This is a genomic window from Azoarcus sp. TTM-91 (assembly GCF_012911025.1).
In the GTDB taxonomy this organism is placed as follows: domain Bacteria; phylum Pseudomonadota; class Gammaproteobacteria; order Burkholderiales; family Rhodocyclaceae; genus Azoarcus.
The window spans coordinates 1-15,319 of record NZ_WUEI01000103.1 but is presented as its reverse complement, the minus strand read 5'-3'; the positions used below and the strand labels follow the sequence as shown (position 1 = coordinate 15,319).

13 protein-coding genes are annotated in these 15,319 nt (G+C 66.6%); 9 read left to right on the top strand and 4 right to left on the bottom strand.

The window, feature by feature from the left end:
• Positions 1–15 precede the first annotated feature (15 nt).
• From GRF61_RS19585 to GRF61_RS19560, 6 genes are all read left to right on the top strand, one after another.
• Entirely contained in the window at positions 16–1,425 is a 1,410-nt protein-coding gene (locus GRF61_RS19585; RefSeq protein ID WP_169152309.1) for an MFS transporter, read from the top strand.
• A 310-nt stretch (positions 1,426–1,735) separates the two neighbouring features.
• On the top strand, positions 1,736–2,668 hold the full coding sequence (locus tag GRF61_RS19580) for an ABC transporter permease (RefSeq protein WP_169152308.1): 933 nt from the start codon (positions 1,736–1,738) through the stop codon (positions 2,666–2,668).
• A 169-nt stretch (positions 2,669–2,837) separates the two neighbouring features.
• Positions 2,838–3,635, top strand: a complete 798-nt coding sequence (locus GRF61_RS19575) for an ABC transporter permease subunit (protein WP_169152307.1) — start codon at positions 2,838–2,840, stop codon at positions 3,633–3,635.
• Positions 3,636–3,820: 185 nt separating this feature from the next.
• On the top strand, positions 3,821–4,891 hold the full coding sequence (locus tag GRF61_RS19570) for an ABC transporter substrate-binding protein (protein ID WP_169152306.1): 1,071 nt from the start codon (positions 3,821–3,823) through the stop codon (positions 4,889–4,891).
• Positions 4,892–5,044: 153 nt separating this feature from the next.
• On the top strand, positions 5,045–5,332 hold the full coding sequence (locus GRF61_RS19565) for a type II toxin-antitoxin system ParD family antitoxin (RefSeq protein WP_211166094.1): 288 nt from the start codon (positions 5,045–5,047) through the stop codon (positions 5,330–5,332).
• Positions 5,319–5,627, top strand: coding sequence for a type II toxin-antitoxin system RelE/ParE family toxin (locus GRF61_RS19560; protein ID WP_169152305.1), 309 nt, complete (start codon positions 5,319–5,321; stop codon positions 5,625–5,627). The genes GRF61_RS19565 and GRF61_RS19560 overlap by 14 nt, the downstream gene beginning before the upstream one ends.
• A 221-nt stretch (positions 5,628–5,848) precedes the next feature.
• Here GRF61_RS19560 and GRF61_RS19555 read toward each other — a convergent pair whose 3' ends face one another.
• Positions 5,849–7,498, bottom strand: a complete 1,650-nt coding sequence (locus GRF61_RS19555) for an FAD-binding protein (RefSeq protein ID WP_169152304.1) — start codon at positions 7,496–7,498, stop codon at positions 5,849–5,851.
• 17 nt (positions 7,499–7,515) lie between these two features.
• Positions 7,516–7,803 carry a 4Fe-4S binding protein gene (locus GRF61_RS19550; protein ID WP_169152303.1) on the bottom strand — a complete coding sequence of 96 codons (288 nt, stop codon included), beginning with the start codon at positions 7,801–7,803 and terminating at the stop codon, positions 7,516–7,518.
• A gap of 504 nt (positions 7,804–8,307) precedes the next feature.
• On the opposite strand from GRF61_RS19550, the gene GRF61_RS19545 reads away from it, so the two are divergent.
• From GRF61_RS19545 to GRF61_RS19535, 3 genes are all read left to right on the top strand, one after another.
• Positions 8,308–9,966: an FAD-binding protein gene (locus GRF61_RS19545; protein ID WP_169152302.1), complete on the top strand. Its 1,659-nt coding sequence runs from the start codon at positions 8,308–8,310 to the stop codon at positions 9,964–9,966.
• On the top strand, positions 9,963–10,415 hold the full coding sequence (locus GRF61_RS19540) for a ferredoxin family protein (RefSeq protein WP_169152301.1): 453 nt from the start codon (positions 9,963–9,965) through the stop codon (positions 10,413–10,415). The genes GRF61_RS19545 and GRF61_RS19540 overlap by 4 nt, the downstream gene beginning before the upstream one ends.
• 138 nt (positions 10,416–10,553) lie before the next feature.
• Entirely contained in the window at positions 10,554–12,971 is a 2,418-nt protein-coding gene (locus GRF61_RS19535; RefSeq protein WP_169152300.1) for a TonB-dependent receptor, read from the top strand.
• 115 nt (positions 12,972–13,086) lie between these two features.
• Here GRF61_RS19535 and GRF61_RS19530 read toward each other — a convergent pair whose 3' ends face one another.
• Both GRF61_RS19530 and GRF61_RS19525 read right to left on the bottom strand, forming a co-directional pair.
• A complete protein-coding gene (locus tag GRF61_RS19530) occupies positions 13,087–13,251 on the bottom strand; it encodes a hypothetical protein (protein WP_169152299.1) in 165 nt (54 codons plus the stop codon).
• 585 nt (positions 13,252–13,836) lie between these two features.
• On the bottom strand, positions 13,837–14,871 hold the full coding sequence (locus tag GRF61_RS19525) for an IS630 family transposase (RefSeq protein ID WP_169152298.1): 1,035 nt from the start codon (positions 14,869–14,871) through the stop codon (positions 13,837–13,839).
• Positions 14,872–15,319 lie beyond the last annotated feature (448 nt).

The following is a 15,319-nucleotide window of genomic DNA, read 5'->3' as shown; positions in this document are numbered from 1 at the left end:
TAAAAACCCCACCCAATGAGCTCCCAAGAACTCCCCAGGCGCATTCCCCTGATCGTTGCCGGCGCCTTCTTCATGCAGGTGCTGGACGGCGCCATCATCAACACCTCGCTGCCACAGATGGCGGCCTCCTTCGGCGTGCAGGCGCTGGATCTCAGCCTGGGCGTCACCATCTACATGCTGGCGGTGGCGGCCTTCATTCCGGCCAGTGGCTGGCTGGCGGACCGCCATGGCAGCCGCAATGTGTTCGCCGCCGCCATCCTCATCTTCAGCCTGGCCTCGCTGGCCTGTGGCATGGCGGACAGCCTGCCGGCCTTCGTCGCCGCCCGCGCGCTGCAAGGCGTGGGCGGTGCGTTGATGACGCCGGTGGGGCGCATGGTGGTACTGCGCAATACCTCCAAGGCCGGGCTGCTGCAGGCCACCGCGCTGATCACCTGGCCAGCGCTGATCGCACCTGTGTTCGGGCCGGCGCTGGGCGGCTTCATCACCACCTACGCTTCATGGCGCTGGAATTTCCTCATCAACCTGCCGCTGGGCGCGATCGGGCTGGCGCTGGTGCTGCGCTACATCCCCAACCTGCGGGAAGAGGCGCGCCGCCGCTTCGACGGCCGCGGCTTCCTGCTCGCCGCCGGTGCGCTGGTGCTGCTGCTCCACGGCCTGGAATCGGTGGGCCGCGCCGGGGCGGACCTGATCGTGGCGGCGGTGTGCTGCGCCATCGGCGGCCTGCTCGGCGTCGCCGCGCTGCGCCACTTCCGCCGCGCCGACGAGCCGCTGCTGGCTCTCTCCGCCTTCGCCGCGCCCACCTTCACCCTGTCCACGCTGAGCGGCGGCTTCTTCTACCGCATCGCCATCAGCGCCACGCCCTTCCTGCTGCCGCTGCTGTTCCAGATCGGCTTCGGCCTGAATCCCTGGCAGTCCGGGCTGATGATCCTGGCCTACTTCGCCGGCAACCTGGGCATGAAGACGGTGACCACGCCGCTGCTGCGCCGCTTCGGCTTCCGCCAGGTGCTGGTGGGCAACGGCGTGCTGGGCGCGCTCGCCATCGCCGCCTGCGGGCTGCTGCAGGCGGACACGCCGGGCTGGATCGCCGCCGCGCTGCTGGTGGCCGCCGGGCTGACGCGCTCCATGCAGCTCACCGCCCTCAGTACCCTCACCTTCGCCGACACCGAGCCGCGCCAGCGCAGCTCCGCCTCCACGCTGTCCAGCATGGTGCAGCAGGTGTCCATGATTCTCGGCGTGGCGGTGGCGGCGCTGGTGATGAAGCTCTCGCAGGCGCTGCACGGCGCCGATGCGCCGCTGCTGGCGGACTTCCGCAACGCCTTCCTCGTCGTCGGCCTGATCGGCCTGCTGGCGGCGCTGCGCTTCCTGCGGCTGGCGCCGGACGCCGGCGCGGAGGTGAGCGGCCAGGTTGCACGGCAGGCGGCCTGAAGCCGGCACAGCGCCCGGCCAGCAACAGCGCTGCTGCACGGCCACCAGCCGGGCGCCGCAGGCTGTTGAATCCGCAGCAGCCCGCAGCGAAGCGGTTTGCGCAAAATGCCGCCAAGACCTTGTAGCGAAAGGGAAACCCCGCTTTTCACCCCAGTGGTATGGCTCTTGCTGACCGGGTTCCAGAACAAGCCGGCGCCGGATCGCCGCGCCACTCTGCCCACCGACAAGGAGCCATCATGAACCGCAGCGCACCTGCCCTCTCCCGCCCGGCCGCCCTGCCGCCGCCGGCCTGCCCGGCGGGGTATGGACGATGAGCACGGCGCTGGGCAGGAAGGTGGCGGCGGAAGCCGCTGGCGGCGCGGCCACGCAGGCGCACGAGACGCCGGCGATGCATCTGGTGACGGGCGGCAACGAGGCGGCGCTGCAACTGTCCGTCAGCGCCGGCCAGCCGCCCTTCGCCTGGGGGCCGGCGCTGGCGCGGCTGTGGCACAGCGCGCCGCTGGTGTTCCAGTACGCACTGTTCCCGCTCTCGGTGCTGCTGGTGTGGTGGTACGCCAGCGGCACCGAGCTGCTGCCGTCCAACATCCTGCCCAGCCCGGGCGCGGTGTTCGCCAGCTTCCTCGACCTGCTGCATGGCGGCGACATTGCGGAGCACCTCTTCATCAGCCTGTGGCGGGTGGCGCAGGGCGCGGCGCTGGGGCTGGTGCTCGGCCTGGCGCTGGGCGTCGCGCTAGGCGCCTCGCCGGCCTTCGAGAGCTGGATAGGGCCGAGCTTCCGCATCCTGGTGCAGATTCCCTCCATCGCCCTGATTCCGCTGCTGATGATGGTGCTGGGCATAGACGACAGCCTGAAGCTCTTCATCATGACCAAGGCCTGCGTGGTGCCGCTGGCGCTGGTGACGGCCGACGGCATCCGCAACATTCCGCCCGCCTACCTGGAAGTGGCGCGGGTGATGAAGCTGAGCCGGTGGACGCTGTACCGCCGGGTGGTGCTGCCGGGCGCGATGCCGGCCATCGCCACTGGCGTGCGCCAGGGCGTGGCCCATGTGTGGGTGGCGCTGGTGGCGGTGGAGGTGATGGCTTCCGCCGAAGGCATCGGCTACCTGATGACTTGGAGCCGGCAGATTTTCCAGCTGGACGTGGTGCTGGTGTGCGTCGCCCTGATCGGCCTGATCGGCTTCAGCCTGGACTATGGCCTGCGCCGGGCGGAAAGCCGGCTGCTGCGCTGGCGGGGCCGGGAATGAGCGGCGTCGCCTTTCCTTTGCTGCTGGCCGGCCTGCGGACTGGAGCCTCGCTTTCCTCCGCCGCTGGCCAGGAAGCGACGCGGCTGAAAACCAGCGCCACGCGCGTCGCGCATGACAGCCGCTCCGCGCCGCAAAGGCCGGTCGTTCAACCCCGCCAGGGAGGTGCGCGATGAGCCATCCCGCCGCAGCCTCCGCCCTCCAGCGCCTGTGGCACAGCCGCCGCTTCCGCGGGCTGGTACCGCCGGCACTGCTGCTGGTGCTGTGGTGGCTGGCCACCACGCATGAATGGGTGAGCCCGCTGGTGCTGGTGCCCTTCGGCCAGCTCTACGATGCCGCGCTGGACCCGCAGGTGTTCCATTCGCTGGCCGAGGGCATCGCCTCCACCTTCGCTCGCCTGCTGCAGGGCTACGGCATCGGCATCGGCATCGGCCTGGCGCTGGGCGTGGGCATGGGCCTGTCCAAGGCCTTCGACCGCATCATGGGGCCCAGCTTCCACGCGGTACGGCAGGTCGCCATCCTGGCCTGGATTCCGCTGCTCACCGCCTGGTTCGGCACCGGCGACCTGTGCAAGATCGTGTTCGTCGCCATCGCCGCCGCCAAGCCGGTGGTTATGGGCGCCTTCGAGGGCGTGCGCAGCACCCCGGCGCAATTGCTGGAAGTGGGCCGGGTACTGGGCTTCTCCCGGCTGAAGATGCTGCGCTGGGTGATCCTGCCGTCGTCCGCGCCGGCCATCGTCACCGCGCTGCAGCTGTCGCTGATCTATTCCTGGTTCGCCGCCATCGGCGCCGAGTACGTGATCGGCGTGATGTCCGGCGGCATCGGCTCGGTGGTCATGGGCGCGCAGGAACACTTCCGCACCGACGTCGTGCTGCTGGGCGTGACCCTGATCGCCGCCACCGGCGTCGCCATGAACAAGGGCCTGCGCGGCCTGCCGGACTACCTGTTCCGCTGGCGCACGCGCGGCTGAACGCGGCTGGCGATCCGCGGGCCTGCGATAGCTGACTCGCGGACCAGCCAGCGGCGGGCTCCGCCCCGCTGGTCCGCCCCGGAACAACGACGGCAGCCGCACGCCCTTTCCTCAGTCCTCTCCATCCTTTTTCCCCGCTGTCTTCCCGACGGACTTCCCCATCCCCATAGCCACGGAAATCGCCGATGAAACGCCTCAGCTCCCTTTACCGCCGCGGCCTGCTGCTCCTGCTCGCCGCCCTGCTTCCCGCCGCAGCCGGCGCCGCCAGCGATCTGCCGGACAAGATCGCGTTCGGCGAAGTCGGCGGCACCAACGTCAGCACCACCGGCGGCAAGCCGGTCAGCGTCGGCCTGGTCGCGCTGAGTGAGCACCTGGGCTACTTCGAGCAGGAATTCGGCAAGAACGGGCCGAAGATCGAGCAGATCTTCTTCGCCGGCACCGGCCCGGCGCAGAACGAGGCGCTGGCCCAGGGCTCCATCGACTTCGGCACCTACGGCGGCGTGCCCAACGTCATCGGCCTGGCCGGCGGCATTCCGGCGCACATCGTCCTCACCCGCCGCGCCACCGGCTCCGGCACCTACTATCTGGCGGTGCAGTCCGGCTCGTCCTACAAGACGGTCGCCGATCTGAAAGGCAAGCGCATCACCGTGCAGAAGGGCACCAACCCCTATCGCTCGCTGATCCAGCTGCTGGAATCCAAGGGCCTGCAGGAGAAGGATGTGACGCTGGTGAACCTGCAGGGCGCCGAAGCGCTGGTGGCCTTCAACGCCGGCGCGGTGGACGCGGTGTTCGGCGGGGTGAACCTGCTGATCCTGCGCGACCAGGGCAAGCTGCGCGTGCTCGACGGCACCCGCGACTTCGCCAACGACAACAGCCAGAGCGGCATGCTGGTTTCCAGCAAGTTCGAGAAGGCCCACCCGGACACCGTCCGCCGGGTGGTGAAGGTGCTGCTGCGCACAGCCCACTGGGCCTCCGAAGAACAGAACCGCGAAACCCTGCTGCGCTTCGTCGCCGAACGCAGCGTGGGCTACCAGTACGTCAAGGAAGACTACGAAGGCTCGCTGAAGGCGCGCTTCAATCCCCTGGTGGACGAAACCTCGGTGGCCGCCTACGACGAGCTGGTGAAGTTCGCGGTGAAACACAAACTGATCCGCAAGGGCGCCGACGAGAAGACCATACGCAGCTGGTTCAAACCGGAATACCAGCAGGCGGCGCTGAAGGAGCTGAAGCTGGAGGGGTACTGGACGGCGGAGTGAGGAAAGACAAACCGCTCCCACCTATGCGGCAGGGACAGAAGCCATCGGCGTGCAAGCCGGTGGCTTTTTTTGCAGCTGTCCAGATCGGCCAACTGGACGCTCATATCCATACTATGGATACTTCCTGGATCTGAAGCGCCAAGGAGCTCCGCCATGACCATGCATATCAACCTCTCCCCGGAGATGGAGAATTTCATCAAGGGCAAGGTCGCCAGCGGCTTCTATGGCAACGCCACCGAGGTCATCCGCGACGCGATCCGACGCATGCAGGCCGAGGAGTCCCGGGTGCAGGCCTGGCACGCCGCGATCCAGCAAGGCGATGCCGAGCTGGACCGTGGCGAGGGCATCCCCTACACCGCAGATGTCTTGGACGACATCACCGAGACAGCCATCAAGAGCCTGCACAGCGGCAAGCGGATAGACCCGGATGTCCTTCCCTGAAGCATCGCGCAGGATCGTCCTTTCACCGCGGGCGAAACAGGATTTCATCGACATCCTGCGCTACACCGGCGAGACCTGGGGGCCGGAACAGCTGCATGCCTACCGGAACAAGCTCAACGGCGCCCTTCAGCGAATCGCCCGCAATCCCTCGATAGGAAACCGCGCCCCCGAACTGCCCGAAACCCACAGGCTGTATTTCATCGGTTCGCACGTCATCATTTATCGCACGCAGGATGCGTCGATCGCGGTGGTACGCATCCTTCATCAGCGCATGAGTCTGATAAAGCACCTCTAGCTCGGAAAGCAGTGCCCTGGGCACCGGCAACCTGCACATCCAGCCGAAAGAAATTCTCGCCTGAGCAGAGGGAAAACCGCCGGGCAGCAAGCGACACTGCTGCCCGACGGCGGTTCGTTCATGCCAGTTCCACTCCAGATGAAAGCCCGATGCAATCCGTGCCCGGGCTGAAACGTTTGTTCATCTGGCACCCCAGCATCATCAGGGTGTGGAAGCGGTCCTCAGGCCAGCACCGCCTCCTCCACCACCGCCCGCAACGGCTCCCGCGACACCCGGATCTCGTCCAGCCCGTCGACCAGGATGCGGTCCCGCTGCGCCGGGTCGGTCTGCGGATGCTCCTGCAGCCGGTGCAGGCCGCGCGTTTCGGTGCGCTGCCGCGCGGCGCGGTAGATCCAGCGGGCGCCGGCAAGCAGCGCGGCGGTTTCGCGCGCTTCCACCACCTCGCGCACGCTGCCGCCGAGCAGGCGGTGGCGGTGCTGGCCCCACAGGCCGTCCAGGCGCTGCAGCGAAGCCTGCATGCCGCCCAGGCTGCGGAACACGTTCTTCTCGATGGGCAGGATTTCCGCCTGCACCGCGGCGCGCAGCTCGCGCACCTGTTCTATCCGCCCAGCGGCGCCCGGCGCGCGCAGGCCCAGGCCGCCGAGGCCGACCGCCGGCCGGCAGCGCACCGCCGCGCCCGGTCCGGCGGCGAAGGCGGTGGCGGCGGCGCCCGCCCATTCGCCGGACGCCAGGCACCAGGCCACCGCCGGGCCGGCGCCGCTCATCTGCGCGCCGGTCATGTGGGTGCGGTCGGTGACGTCGCCGGCGGCATAGAGGCCGGGCACGTCGGTGGCGCCCTCGCCATCCACCACCAGGCCGCCGACGCCGCGCACATGGCCTTCGTACAGCAGGGCGAGCGGGAATTTGTCCTTGAAGGGATCGATGCCGGCGCGGTCGAAGAACTGGAACAGGTTGGCGGTGCGGCGGGCGAAGCGCGGCATCTCCGGGTTGCCGCGGTTGATGGTGGCGTAGGCGGCGCCGGTTTCCATCACCGCGCGGGCCACGTCCGGCACCGCGCCCCAGCCGTTCTCCGGCAGTTCGCGGCCGGCGCCGTCGTAGAAGGTGGCGCTGCCGTACCAGAAGCCCTTGGTGGTCTGGCTGCCGGCCGGGGTGATGCCGTAGTGGCCGCTGAACTCCACCGCCACCAGCCGGGCGCCGGCCTCGACGCCGAACAGGTGGCCGTCGCCGGTGACGCCATTGGTGCCCATGGCGCCGGAGCGGAAGGCGTTGCCGCCGGTGGCGAGGATCACCGCACCTGCACGCACCGCCCAGCTCTCCTCGCTCTGGCGGTTCACCCCGGCAGCGCCTGTGACGATGCCGTCGCTGGCGAGCAGCTCCAGCGCCGGGCTGTGATCCAGGATGCGCACGCCTGCCTTGAGCAGCGCGGTACGCAGGAAGTGCAGCGAGTACGGGCCGTTGAAGCTGGTGAGCCGCGGTTCGCCGCCGAAGGGATTGCCGCCGGGGCGGCCGGGGTTGGGCTCGAAGCCCATCTCCTTCAGCCGCAGGCCGATGCGGTAGGTTTCGTCATATACCTTGCGGGCGAGGCCGAGGTCGTCCAGCCCGGCGGCGGCCGCGCGGCGGCCATGGAGCACCTTGTGGTTGTGCTCCTCCTTGCCCGGCACGGTATGCGCGCCACCGGCGGTGGCGGCGGCGACCACGCCGGCGGTGCCGACATAGCCCTTCTCGGCCAGGACCACGCTGGCGCCGGCGCGGCGGGCGGCCAGCGCCGCCCAGCAACCGGTGAGGCTGCCGCCGATGACGAGCACGTCGGTGGTGAGGTGGAGGTTGTGGCTGTCGCCGCCCACCTCCTGCTGTTGCGGATAAAAGCTCATGCTGTGGTTTTCCCTGTTCAGGCGCGGCGCGCGCCCGGCGCCCAGCCGATGGTGCGCACATAGCTGCCGATGAAGCCGCGCGCTTCCAGCTCGCCGGCGGAGAGGCCGGATTCCGGCGTGGAGTAAGGCGACACGTAGAGCGCCTCGGTGGGGCAATACACCTCGCACAGGAAACAGGTATGGCAGTCGGCCTGGCGGCCTATCGCCGGCAGGTCGCCGGGCACGGCCTCGAAAACTTCGTTCGGGCAGACCTGCACGCACTTGTCGCAGCGGATGCAGCGATCATCAAGTATCAGTTCGATCATCGGAGGGAGAGAACGGCGCCGCGCTGGAAGCCGCCGGGATGGCCCTTCGACAGACGCGGTTTCTCGAGCGGTCAGCCAGAACCATGCCATCCCGCAGAATCAAGGAGTTGCCCCTGGCGGACCGGCCGTGGTGGTGAGTGCGCAGCAGTTTCGCGCCCCGGCTGCTGCGGATTCAGCAGCCGGCCGATACCGCCCGTCGCACCCGCCGCGGCGCCGCTCGCCTCCCCTCTTTCGCGGGCTACTCCATAAGCAACACTTGCGGCCCTGGAACTGCTGCCGAAGCAGCAGCGCGGCATCTGGCGTGGAACCGGCGCATGCCGCTGGGCAAATCGAGAAGCAACCTCAAGCCACTGATTCAAATAAACATTCATCTCGCCATCTGCCGCAAGAGCACGCCCTGGCAGGCTTTATGCGTTTTGTCCCGGACTTTCCGCCCACGGCGGAGAGACGACAACGCCCCGCCCCTCCAACCGAACTGTTCGCAAGAACGATGGGAGCAAGCAGATGGCAAACAGCAACATCGTGGATTTCCCCGCGCCCTCCGCGCAGGAGAGTTTCGACATCAACCTGGTGGCCGACGTACTCATCATCGGCGGCGGTCCGGCCGGTGCCTGGGCCGGCCTCGCCGCCGCCCGCGCCGGCGCCCGCGTGGTGGTGGCCGAGAAGGGCTATCTCGGCACCTCCGGCGCGCAGGCGGCGGCTGGCACCGGCGCCTACTACATCAAGCCGGACGATCCGCAGCACCGCGAAGGCATGGTCAATTCCCGCCTGCCCATCGCCTTCGGTTTCGCCGAAACCGAATGGATCGCCAAGGTGTATGACCAGAGCTTCATCAACCAGGACCTGATGTCGCGCTGGGGCTACGCCTTTCCGCGCACCCAGGATGGCAACCAGGAGCGCTGGGGCGGCCTGCGCGCCGGCGACGCGGTGCTGTTCCTGCGCAAGCAGCTGGAACAGCACGGGGTGACCATCCTCGACCACAGCCCGGCGCTGGAACTGCTGCTGGCCGACGGCGCCGCCGCCGGCGCCACCGGCTGGAACCGCCGCACCGGCAAGCGCTGGCAGGTGCGCGCCGGCGCGGTGGTGCTGGCCACCGGTGGCACCGCCTTCCGCTCCGGCATCGCCGGCGGCAACAACAACACCGGCGACGGCTACCTGCTGGCGGTGGAAGCCGGCGCCCAGCTCTCCGGCATGGAGTTCAGCGGCCAGTACGGCATCGTGCCCAAGGGCAGCGCCTGCTCCAAGACGGCGGTATATGGCTCGGCCACCCTCACCGACGCCCACGGCCAGGTGGTAAGCCGCGGCAAGGGCACCACCATCGCCGAGATCCAGACCGGCCACCTCTACTGCAAGCTGGACAAGTACGACGACATCGGCCGCCAGCGCATCCAGGCCGGCCAGCCGATGACCTTCCAGTACTTCAAGCGCCACCTGCACATCGACCCCTTCACCCAGGAATACGAGGTGGAGCACATCCTGGAAGGCACCATACGCGCCTCCGGCGGCATCGAAGTGGGCGACGGCGCCACCACCACCGTGCCCGGCCTGTTCGCCGCCGGCGACACCACCTCGCGGGAAAAGCTGGTGGGTGCCAACCAGTCCGGCGCCGGCCCGGCCACCGCCTGGGCGCTGGCTTCCGGCTCCTGGGCCGGCCATTCGGCCACGCTGTTCGCGCGCAAGTACGGCGCCGACGCCGCCACCCGCAAGGTGAGCTACTCCGGCACCGCCGGGCTGCGGCCGAGCGAGCGGGCGCGCGCCGATCTGGATGTGAACGCGCTGATCGCCGGCGTGCAGGAGGAAGTGCTGCCGGTGGCCAAGTTCTACCGCCGCGACGGCAAGGTGATGAGCGCCGCGCTGGAGAAGCTGGACGGCCTGTGGCGGGATGCCCGCAGCAGCCTGGCCGGCAACGGCAGCCTGCGGGGCGCCGACTACGCCCGCTCGGTGGTGCGCGCCCGCGAGGCGGCCGCGCTGATCGCCGCCGCGCGCTGGATCTTCGCCAGCGCGCTGGAGCGCAAGGAGAGCCGCGGCCTGCAGCGCCGCGCCGACTACCCGGTGATCGACGAGAAGCAGTACAGCCACGTCATCGCCGGCGGGCTGGACCAGGTGTGGGTGAAGCGCAAGCCGGTCTCCAGCAACGCCCACCTGCATGCGAGGGCCTCATGATCGAGTACGTGTTCGAGGACCGCTGCACCAGCTGCGGCAAGTGCGAGGAGATCTGCCCCACCGGCACCTTCGACCTGCGCGCCGACGGCGTGCCGGTGATCGCCCGCCAGGCGGAATGCCACACCTGCTACCTGTGCGAGGCCCACTGCCCCGCCGATGCGCTCTACGTCGGCCCGCTGCGCACGCCGCAACCCACCAGCCGGGAGGAAATCCTGGCGCTGGGCGTACTCGGCAACTTCCGCCGCGCGCTGGGCTTCGACCGCCACGAACCCGGCAGCTACTGTTACGCCGGCAACGAGGACAGCCGCTACGCCCCCGAGGGCAGCCGGACGCAGCAGAACCCCAACAGTCCGGATGCGGCCATCTACGCCAGCCTCGCCATCGCCCGCGAACGCGGTCTGATCGAGGTGCACCAGCGCCCGCCGATCACGAACGAGATCGTTCTGTGAGGCAGCGCCCGGCGGCACGGGCGGCGATGCCCTGAGCCTCCGCGCCGGCTGCGGCCGGCGCTCTCCCAAAACCCCAGACGGCACGTCCGGGCCTGCCCTCGGCGGCAGGCCCAGGACCTCTGCTGCCCGCGTTTCCGCATGTTCTTCCCAAAACACAAAAGCCAGCACAAGCCCGCACGCATAAGACCCGCTCCCCACCCCCGACAAGGATTTTCACCACCATGGCAGACCGACAGCGAGCAGGCGCTCGACACCGTCGTCATCCGCGCCCGCAACCGCGAGGAACGCCTGCAGGACGTGCCGATTCCGGTCTCGGTCGTCACCGGCCGCGAGCTGGAGCGCGACCATGCAGTGAACATCACCGACTTTGCCCGCCGCACCACCAACGTCCAGGCGGCGGAGCTCAACTCCCGCCGCTCCAGTGTCTCCATCCGCGGCGTGGGCAAGAACGTCAATGGCGAGGAATACGAGGCGGCGGTCGGCGTCATCATCGACAACGTCTTCCAGCCCTACGTCGGCGCCTCGTGGACCAACTTCGCCGACCTGGAAAACATCGAAGTCGCCCGCGGCCCGCAAGGCACCCTGCTGGGCAAGAACACCACCCTGGGCGTGCTCAACATCAGCACCCGCAAACCCAGCTTCACCCCCAGCAACACGGTGGAACTCACCGTCGGCGAACGCGACCTGCGCCGCATCCAGGGCACCCTCACCGGCCCCATCGTGGATGAGGTGCTCGCCTACCGCTTCTCCTTCTTCGACGAAAAGGGAGAAGGCAGCATCAAGAACAGCAACCAGAACGACTCCACCTGGTACGACCGCGACCGCTCCGGCGCGCGGCTGCAGTTCCTGCTGGTGCCCAGCGCCGACGTCTCGGCACGCATCATCCTTCACCACAGCCGGGCGCGGGAGAACATCAACATGAGCCCGCCAGTGGAAGACCCCGCCACCTACCTGGACGGCAGCGCCCGCGCCATCAGCTTCAGCTCCCGCCTGGGCCGCGACTGGTTCGGCAACTACAGCCCGCTGCTGGATAAATTCAAGGTGGATGCCAACTACGTGACGCCGTCCAAGGACGATCAGAACGGCATCTCCGCCGAAGTGAACTGGGAGCTGGCCAGCCACACCCTCACCTCCATCACCGCCTACAAGGACAACAAGTTCGTCGCCGACAACGACTTCGACACCACCCGCTTCGACATCCGCCGCGGCGGCGGCGCCCGCACCGACCAGCAACAGTTCTCCCAGGAGATCCGGCTGAGTTCCCACCCCGGCGAAGTCATCGACTACCAGGTCGGCCTCTACGCCCTGTACAACGCCTTCGACCTCTCCTCCCATACCCCCTACGGCGCGGACGCTGGCGCCTTCTACGCCAGCAACGCCCAGTACAGCACGCTGAACACCAGCGCCGCCGGCCGCGAACTGCTGGGCGCCTCGCTCAACAACGTCTACACCATCCAGAAGAAGAAGCCGGAAACCACCAGCTTCGCCGCCTTCGGCCAGCTCAACTGGCACCTCACCGAGAAGACGACGCTCACCGCCGGCCTGCGCCAGACCTGGGAATACAAGAAGAACACCTGGGAATTCGTCGAACTCGGCCAAGGCGCCGACCTGGATGCCCTGGGCGCCTCCAACGGCGCCACCGCCGCGCAGATCGCCGCCGCCAAGGCCATACGCGCCGCGCAGACCGGCGCCAGCGCCAAGTACGGCGCCGAGCGCTCCATCGACGACCGCAGCACCGCCACCTCGCTGCTGCTCAGCCCCAGCTACAAGCTGAACGAGGACACCCTGCTCTACGCCTCCTTCGCCCGCGGCGTGAAATCCGGCGCAGTGAGCTGGAACACCTCCGACGGCAGCCCCAACGTCACCGAACCGGAAACCGCGCTAGACCTGGAACTGGGCGCCAAGCTCGCGCTGCTCAACCGCAAGCTCATCCTGAACGTGAACCTCTACGCCACCGACATCCGGGATTTCCAGACCGAGCAGATCGTGCCCGATGCCAACACCACCACCGGCACCCGCAACATCATCGGCAACGCCAAGAAGGTGACGCTGCGCGGGCTGGAGATCGACGGCGCCTGGTCCGCCACCAACACCCTCACCATTCGCTTCGGCGGCGCCATCAACCACGCCCGCTACGACAGCTACAAGGACGCCCCTTGCCCCGGCGACCTCACCGCCAGCCCGCCGGCCCAATGCGACTATTCCGGCCGCACCCTGCCCGGCGCCCCCAAGTACTCCTTCAACCTCGGCGCCGACTACCGCAAGCCGCTGGGCAACGGCCTGGTCTTCCACGCCCACGTCCACGACAACTACGCCTCCCGCCACAACGTCGCCCTGAACCTGTCCGACTACGGCGAGGAAGACGCCCGCCACCTCACCGACGTCGGCCTCGGCATAGGCGCCGCCTCCGGCGCCTGGCACCTCGGCCTGTACGCCAAGAACGTGTTCGACGTGGAATACGCGGTGGACGCCAGCACCTTCTCCGGCAACTCGGCGGTGACCAAGCGCTGGGGCGACAGACGCCAGGTGGGAGCGACCTTCAGGGTCAGCTTCTGATCTGGATGTTCACGTAATAACGGCCCCGCGAGCTTGGCTCGCAGGGCCGTTCCCATCTTTGGCAATGCCCATCATCAAGCGCTATCACCGCGCTTCTGGATTCCGAGCCTCATCGCTAAGCCCTTTTTACAGGCTCGATCCTAAACCCCATCACACCAACCACCCATCCCGCCGCAATCAGGACCTTTGCAGCCTTTCTGTTGAGCAGCAACAGACCGAGCGTGTTGATGAAAGGGCAAAGCATCAAAAAAAGCAGTCCAATCAGGGCAAATCGGTTCATTCCCAGGATCCGCCCCATTCGGGAAAAAAGTACAAATGGAAAGGCACCGCGGCCAGGAGAAGGTAATAGCTCGTACACAGCCCAACAAAGCCGAGAAGCACCGTGCACACAGAAAACTCATAAGTCCGGGCAAGCCTCTCCACATTCATAGCCAAGGCCTCAGCAATAGAGTCAAACCAAGAAACTGCCTTTTATATATTTCCTTTACTCCACCTTCTCTACTTTCAAAATCATGACCACTACCGGGTTTGAAGAATTCAATTTAGAGCCGGACACCCTGACGCTGCCCACCCTCGTCGCCCCCTTATTTCTCCCCATACTTTTCTAATCCTGAAGTAGCGGAGGGCCAAAACTAGCAAAGACAAAACCATGCGAAGCCAGCCACACTCTCAGGCATCTCGTCTTCAGAAACTGATTCGACAACACCAGCAGAAGCAGCGCCGCAAAAAGCACGTACAGAAAACAAGTCCTGAAAACAACCTCTATTTCATTTTCATTTATTTAAAAGAAAAATCATAGCCATTCAAAAAAACAAATCCGATAATACTATATCCATTTCAATTACTAACCTTCTAGAAAGTAATGTCAGATAAGAGCGTACTGGCACTCGGGCTGAAGGAAGAACGATTTGACGAGGCTGGGCAGCCGTTGAATCCGACGCAGCGCGCCCAGCGCCAGCCGCTTCATTTCGTCTTTGTCCTGCACCAGGCGCTTGGAGACCTGACGCTTCACATGCGCCCAGACCTGTTCGTCGGGATTCAGTTGGGGCGAGTAGGGCGGCAGGTAGAAGAGCTTGAGTTGCCCTTTCAGGCTCTGGACGTAGGCCCGAACCAGTTTGGCCTTGTGAATGGGGTGCCCGTCGACGATCACGAAGACCGGCTTGTCGGCACCGATCATCAGGCGCTTGAGAAACTCGCGAAACACCGTAGCGGTGACCGAACCGTCGTGGAGCATGAAGCGAAACTCGCCCTGCGGGCTCACCGCCGAAATCATGTTCAGCGAGAAGCGCCGCCCGGTGACCTCGACCACCGGCGTCTGCCCACGCGGCGCCCACGTCGTGCCGGTGTGGTAATCGGAACGGACTCCCGACTCGTCGGCGAAGTAGATCGTCGCGCCCGCCGCACGCGCTTGCGCGCGAATCGCCGGGTAGGTTTCCGACTCCCATTGCCGCACCAGCGCGGCGTCCTGTTGCCATGCTTGGTAGAGCGGCTTCTGGGCGCTGAATCCGAGCACCTTCATGAGTCGGCTGACCGTGGCGATCGACAACGCCTTGCCGAACTGCCGGTGGATCAGCGCGCGGATCAGCGACAGCGTCCACAGCCCGAACTCGAACTTGTACTGCAGCGGCGTGTAGTCGCGAACGGCCTGAGCGAGCCAGCGCATCTCCTCCGCGCTCACCTTCGACGGACGCCCCGGGATCGGCTTTGCAAGCAGCGCGTTCTGCCCGCCGCTGGCGAAGTCGGCCAGCCACCGAAAGACACTGCGCACGTTCACGCCCAAGGCGGCCGCTACGCTTTGCGCCGTCTGCCCTTCGCGAACCGCCTTGATGGCCTGTTGGCGCATGACCTGAAGCGAGTGGTGGTCGATCGCGCGACCGTCCGAGTTCCGTTTGCATTTCATGCGCGTATTGTCTCATGCGGTGACAATACTTACGAGAAAGTTAGTAATTAAGGAGATACCGCCAAATCATACAAGAAGCCCCCTACTTTTCAACCTCAGCACATAGAAAACGACTGCACACATGACAATCATGCCAACAAGAATTGACATGATCACTCCTTTCCACCCCAGCGCTTCTACCGCGTACCCAGCAATCCATCCACTTGTTACCTGAATGACTGCATTCAGGATTCCAAGCACAAGCACCCCTATAAAAAGTGGGGCGGCTATTTTTCGCATCATATTAACCCGGTCCTAAAATAGAAAACAGTCGTATACTCGTGACATGGAAAAGATCGATGTCAGAAAGCTTGAGCCAGCAGCGCGCGAGCAGCTTCGGCGGACGGTGATTCGAATGCTGGGGCGCGGGCATAGCCAAACGGCGGTCGCCGCCGAGCTTGGAATCAAC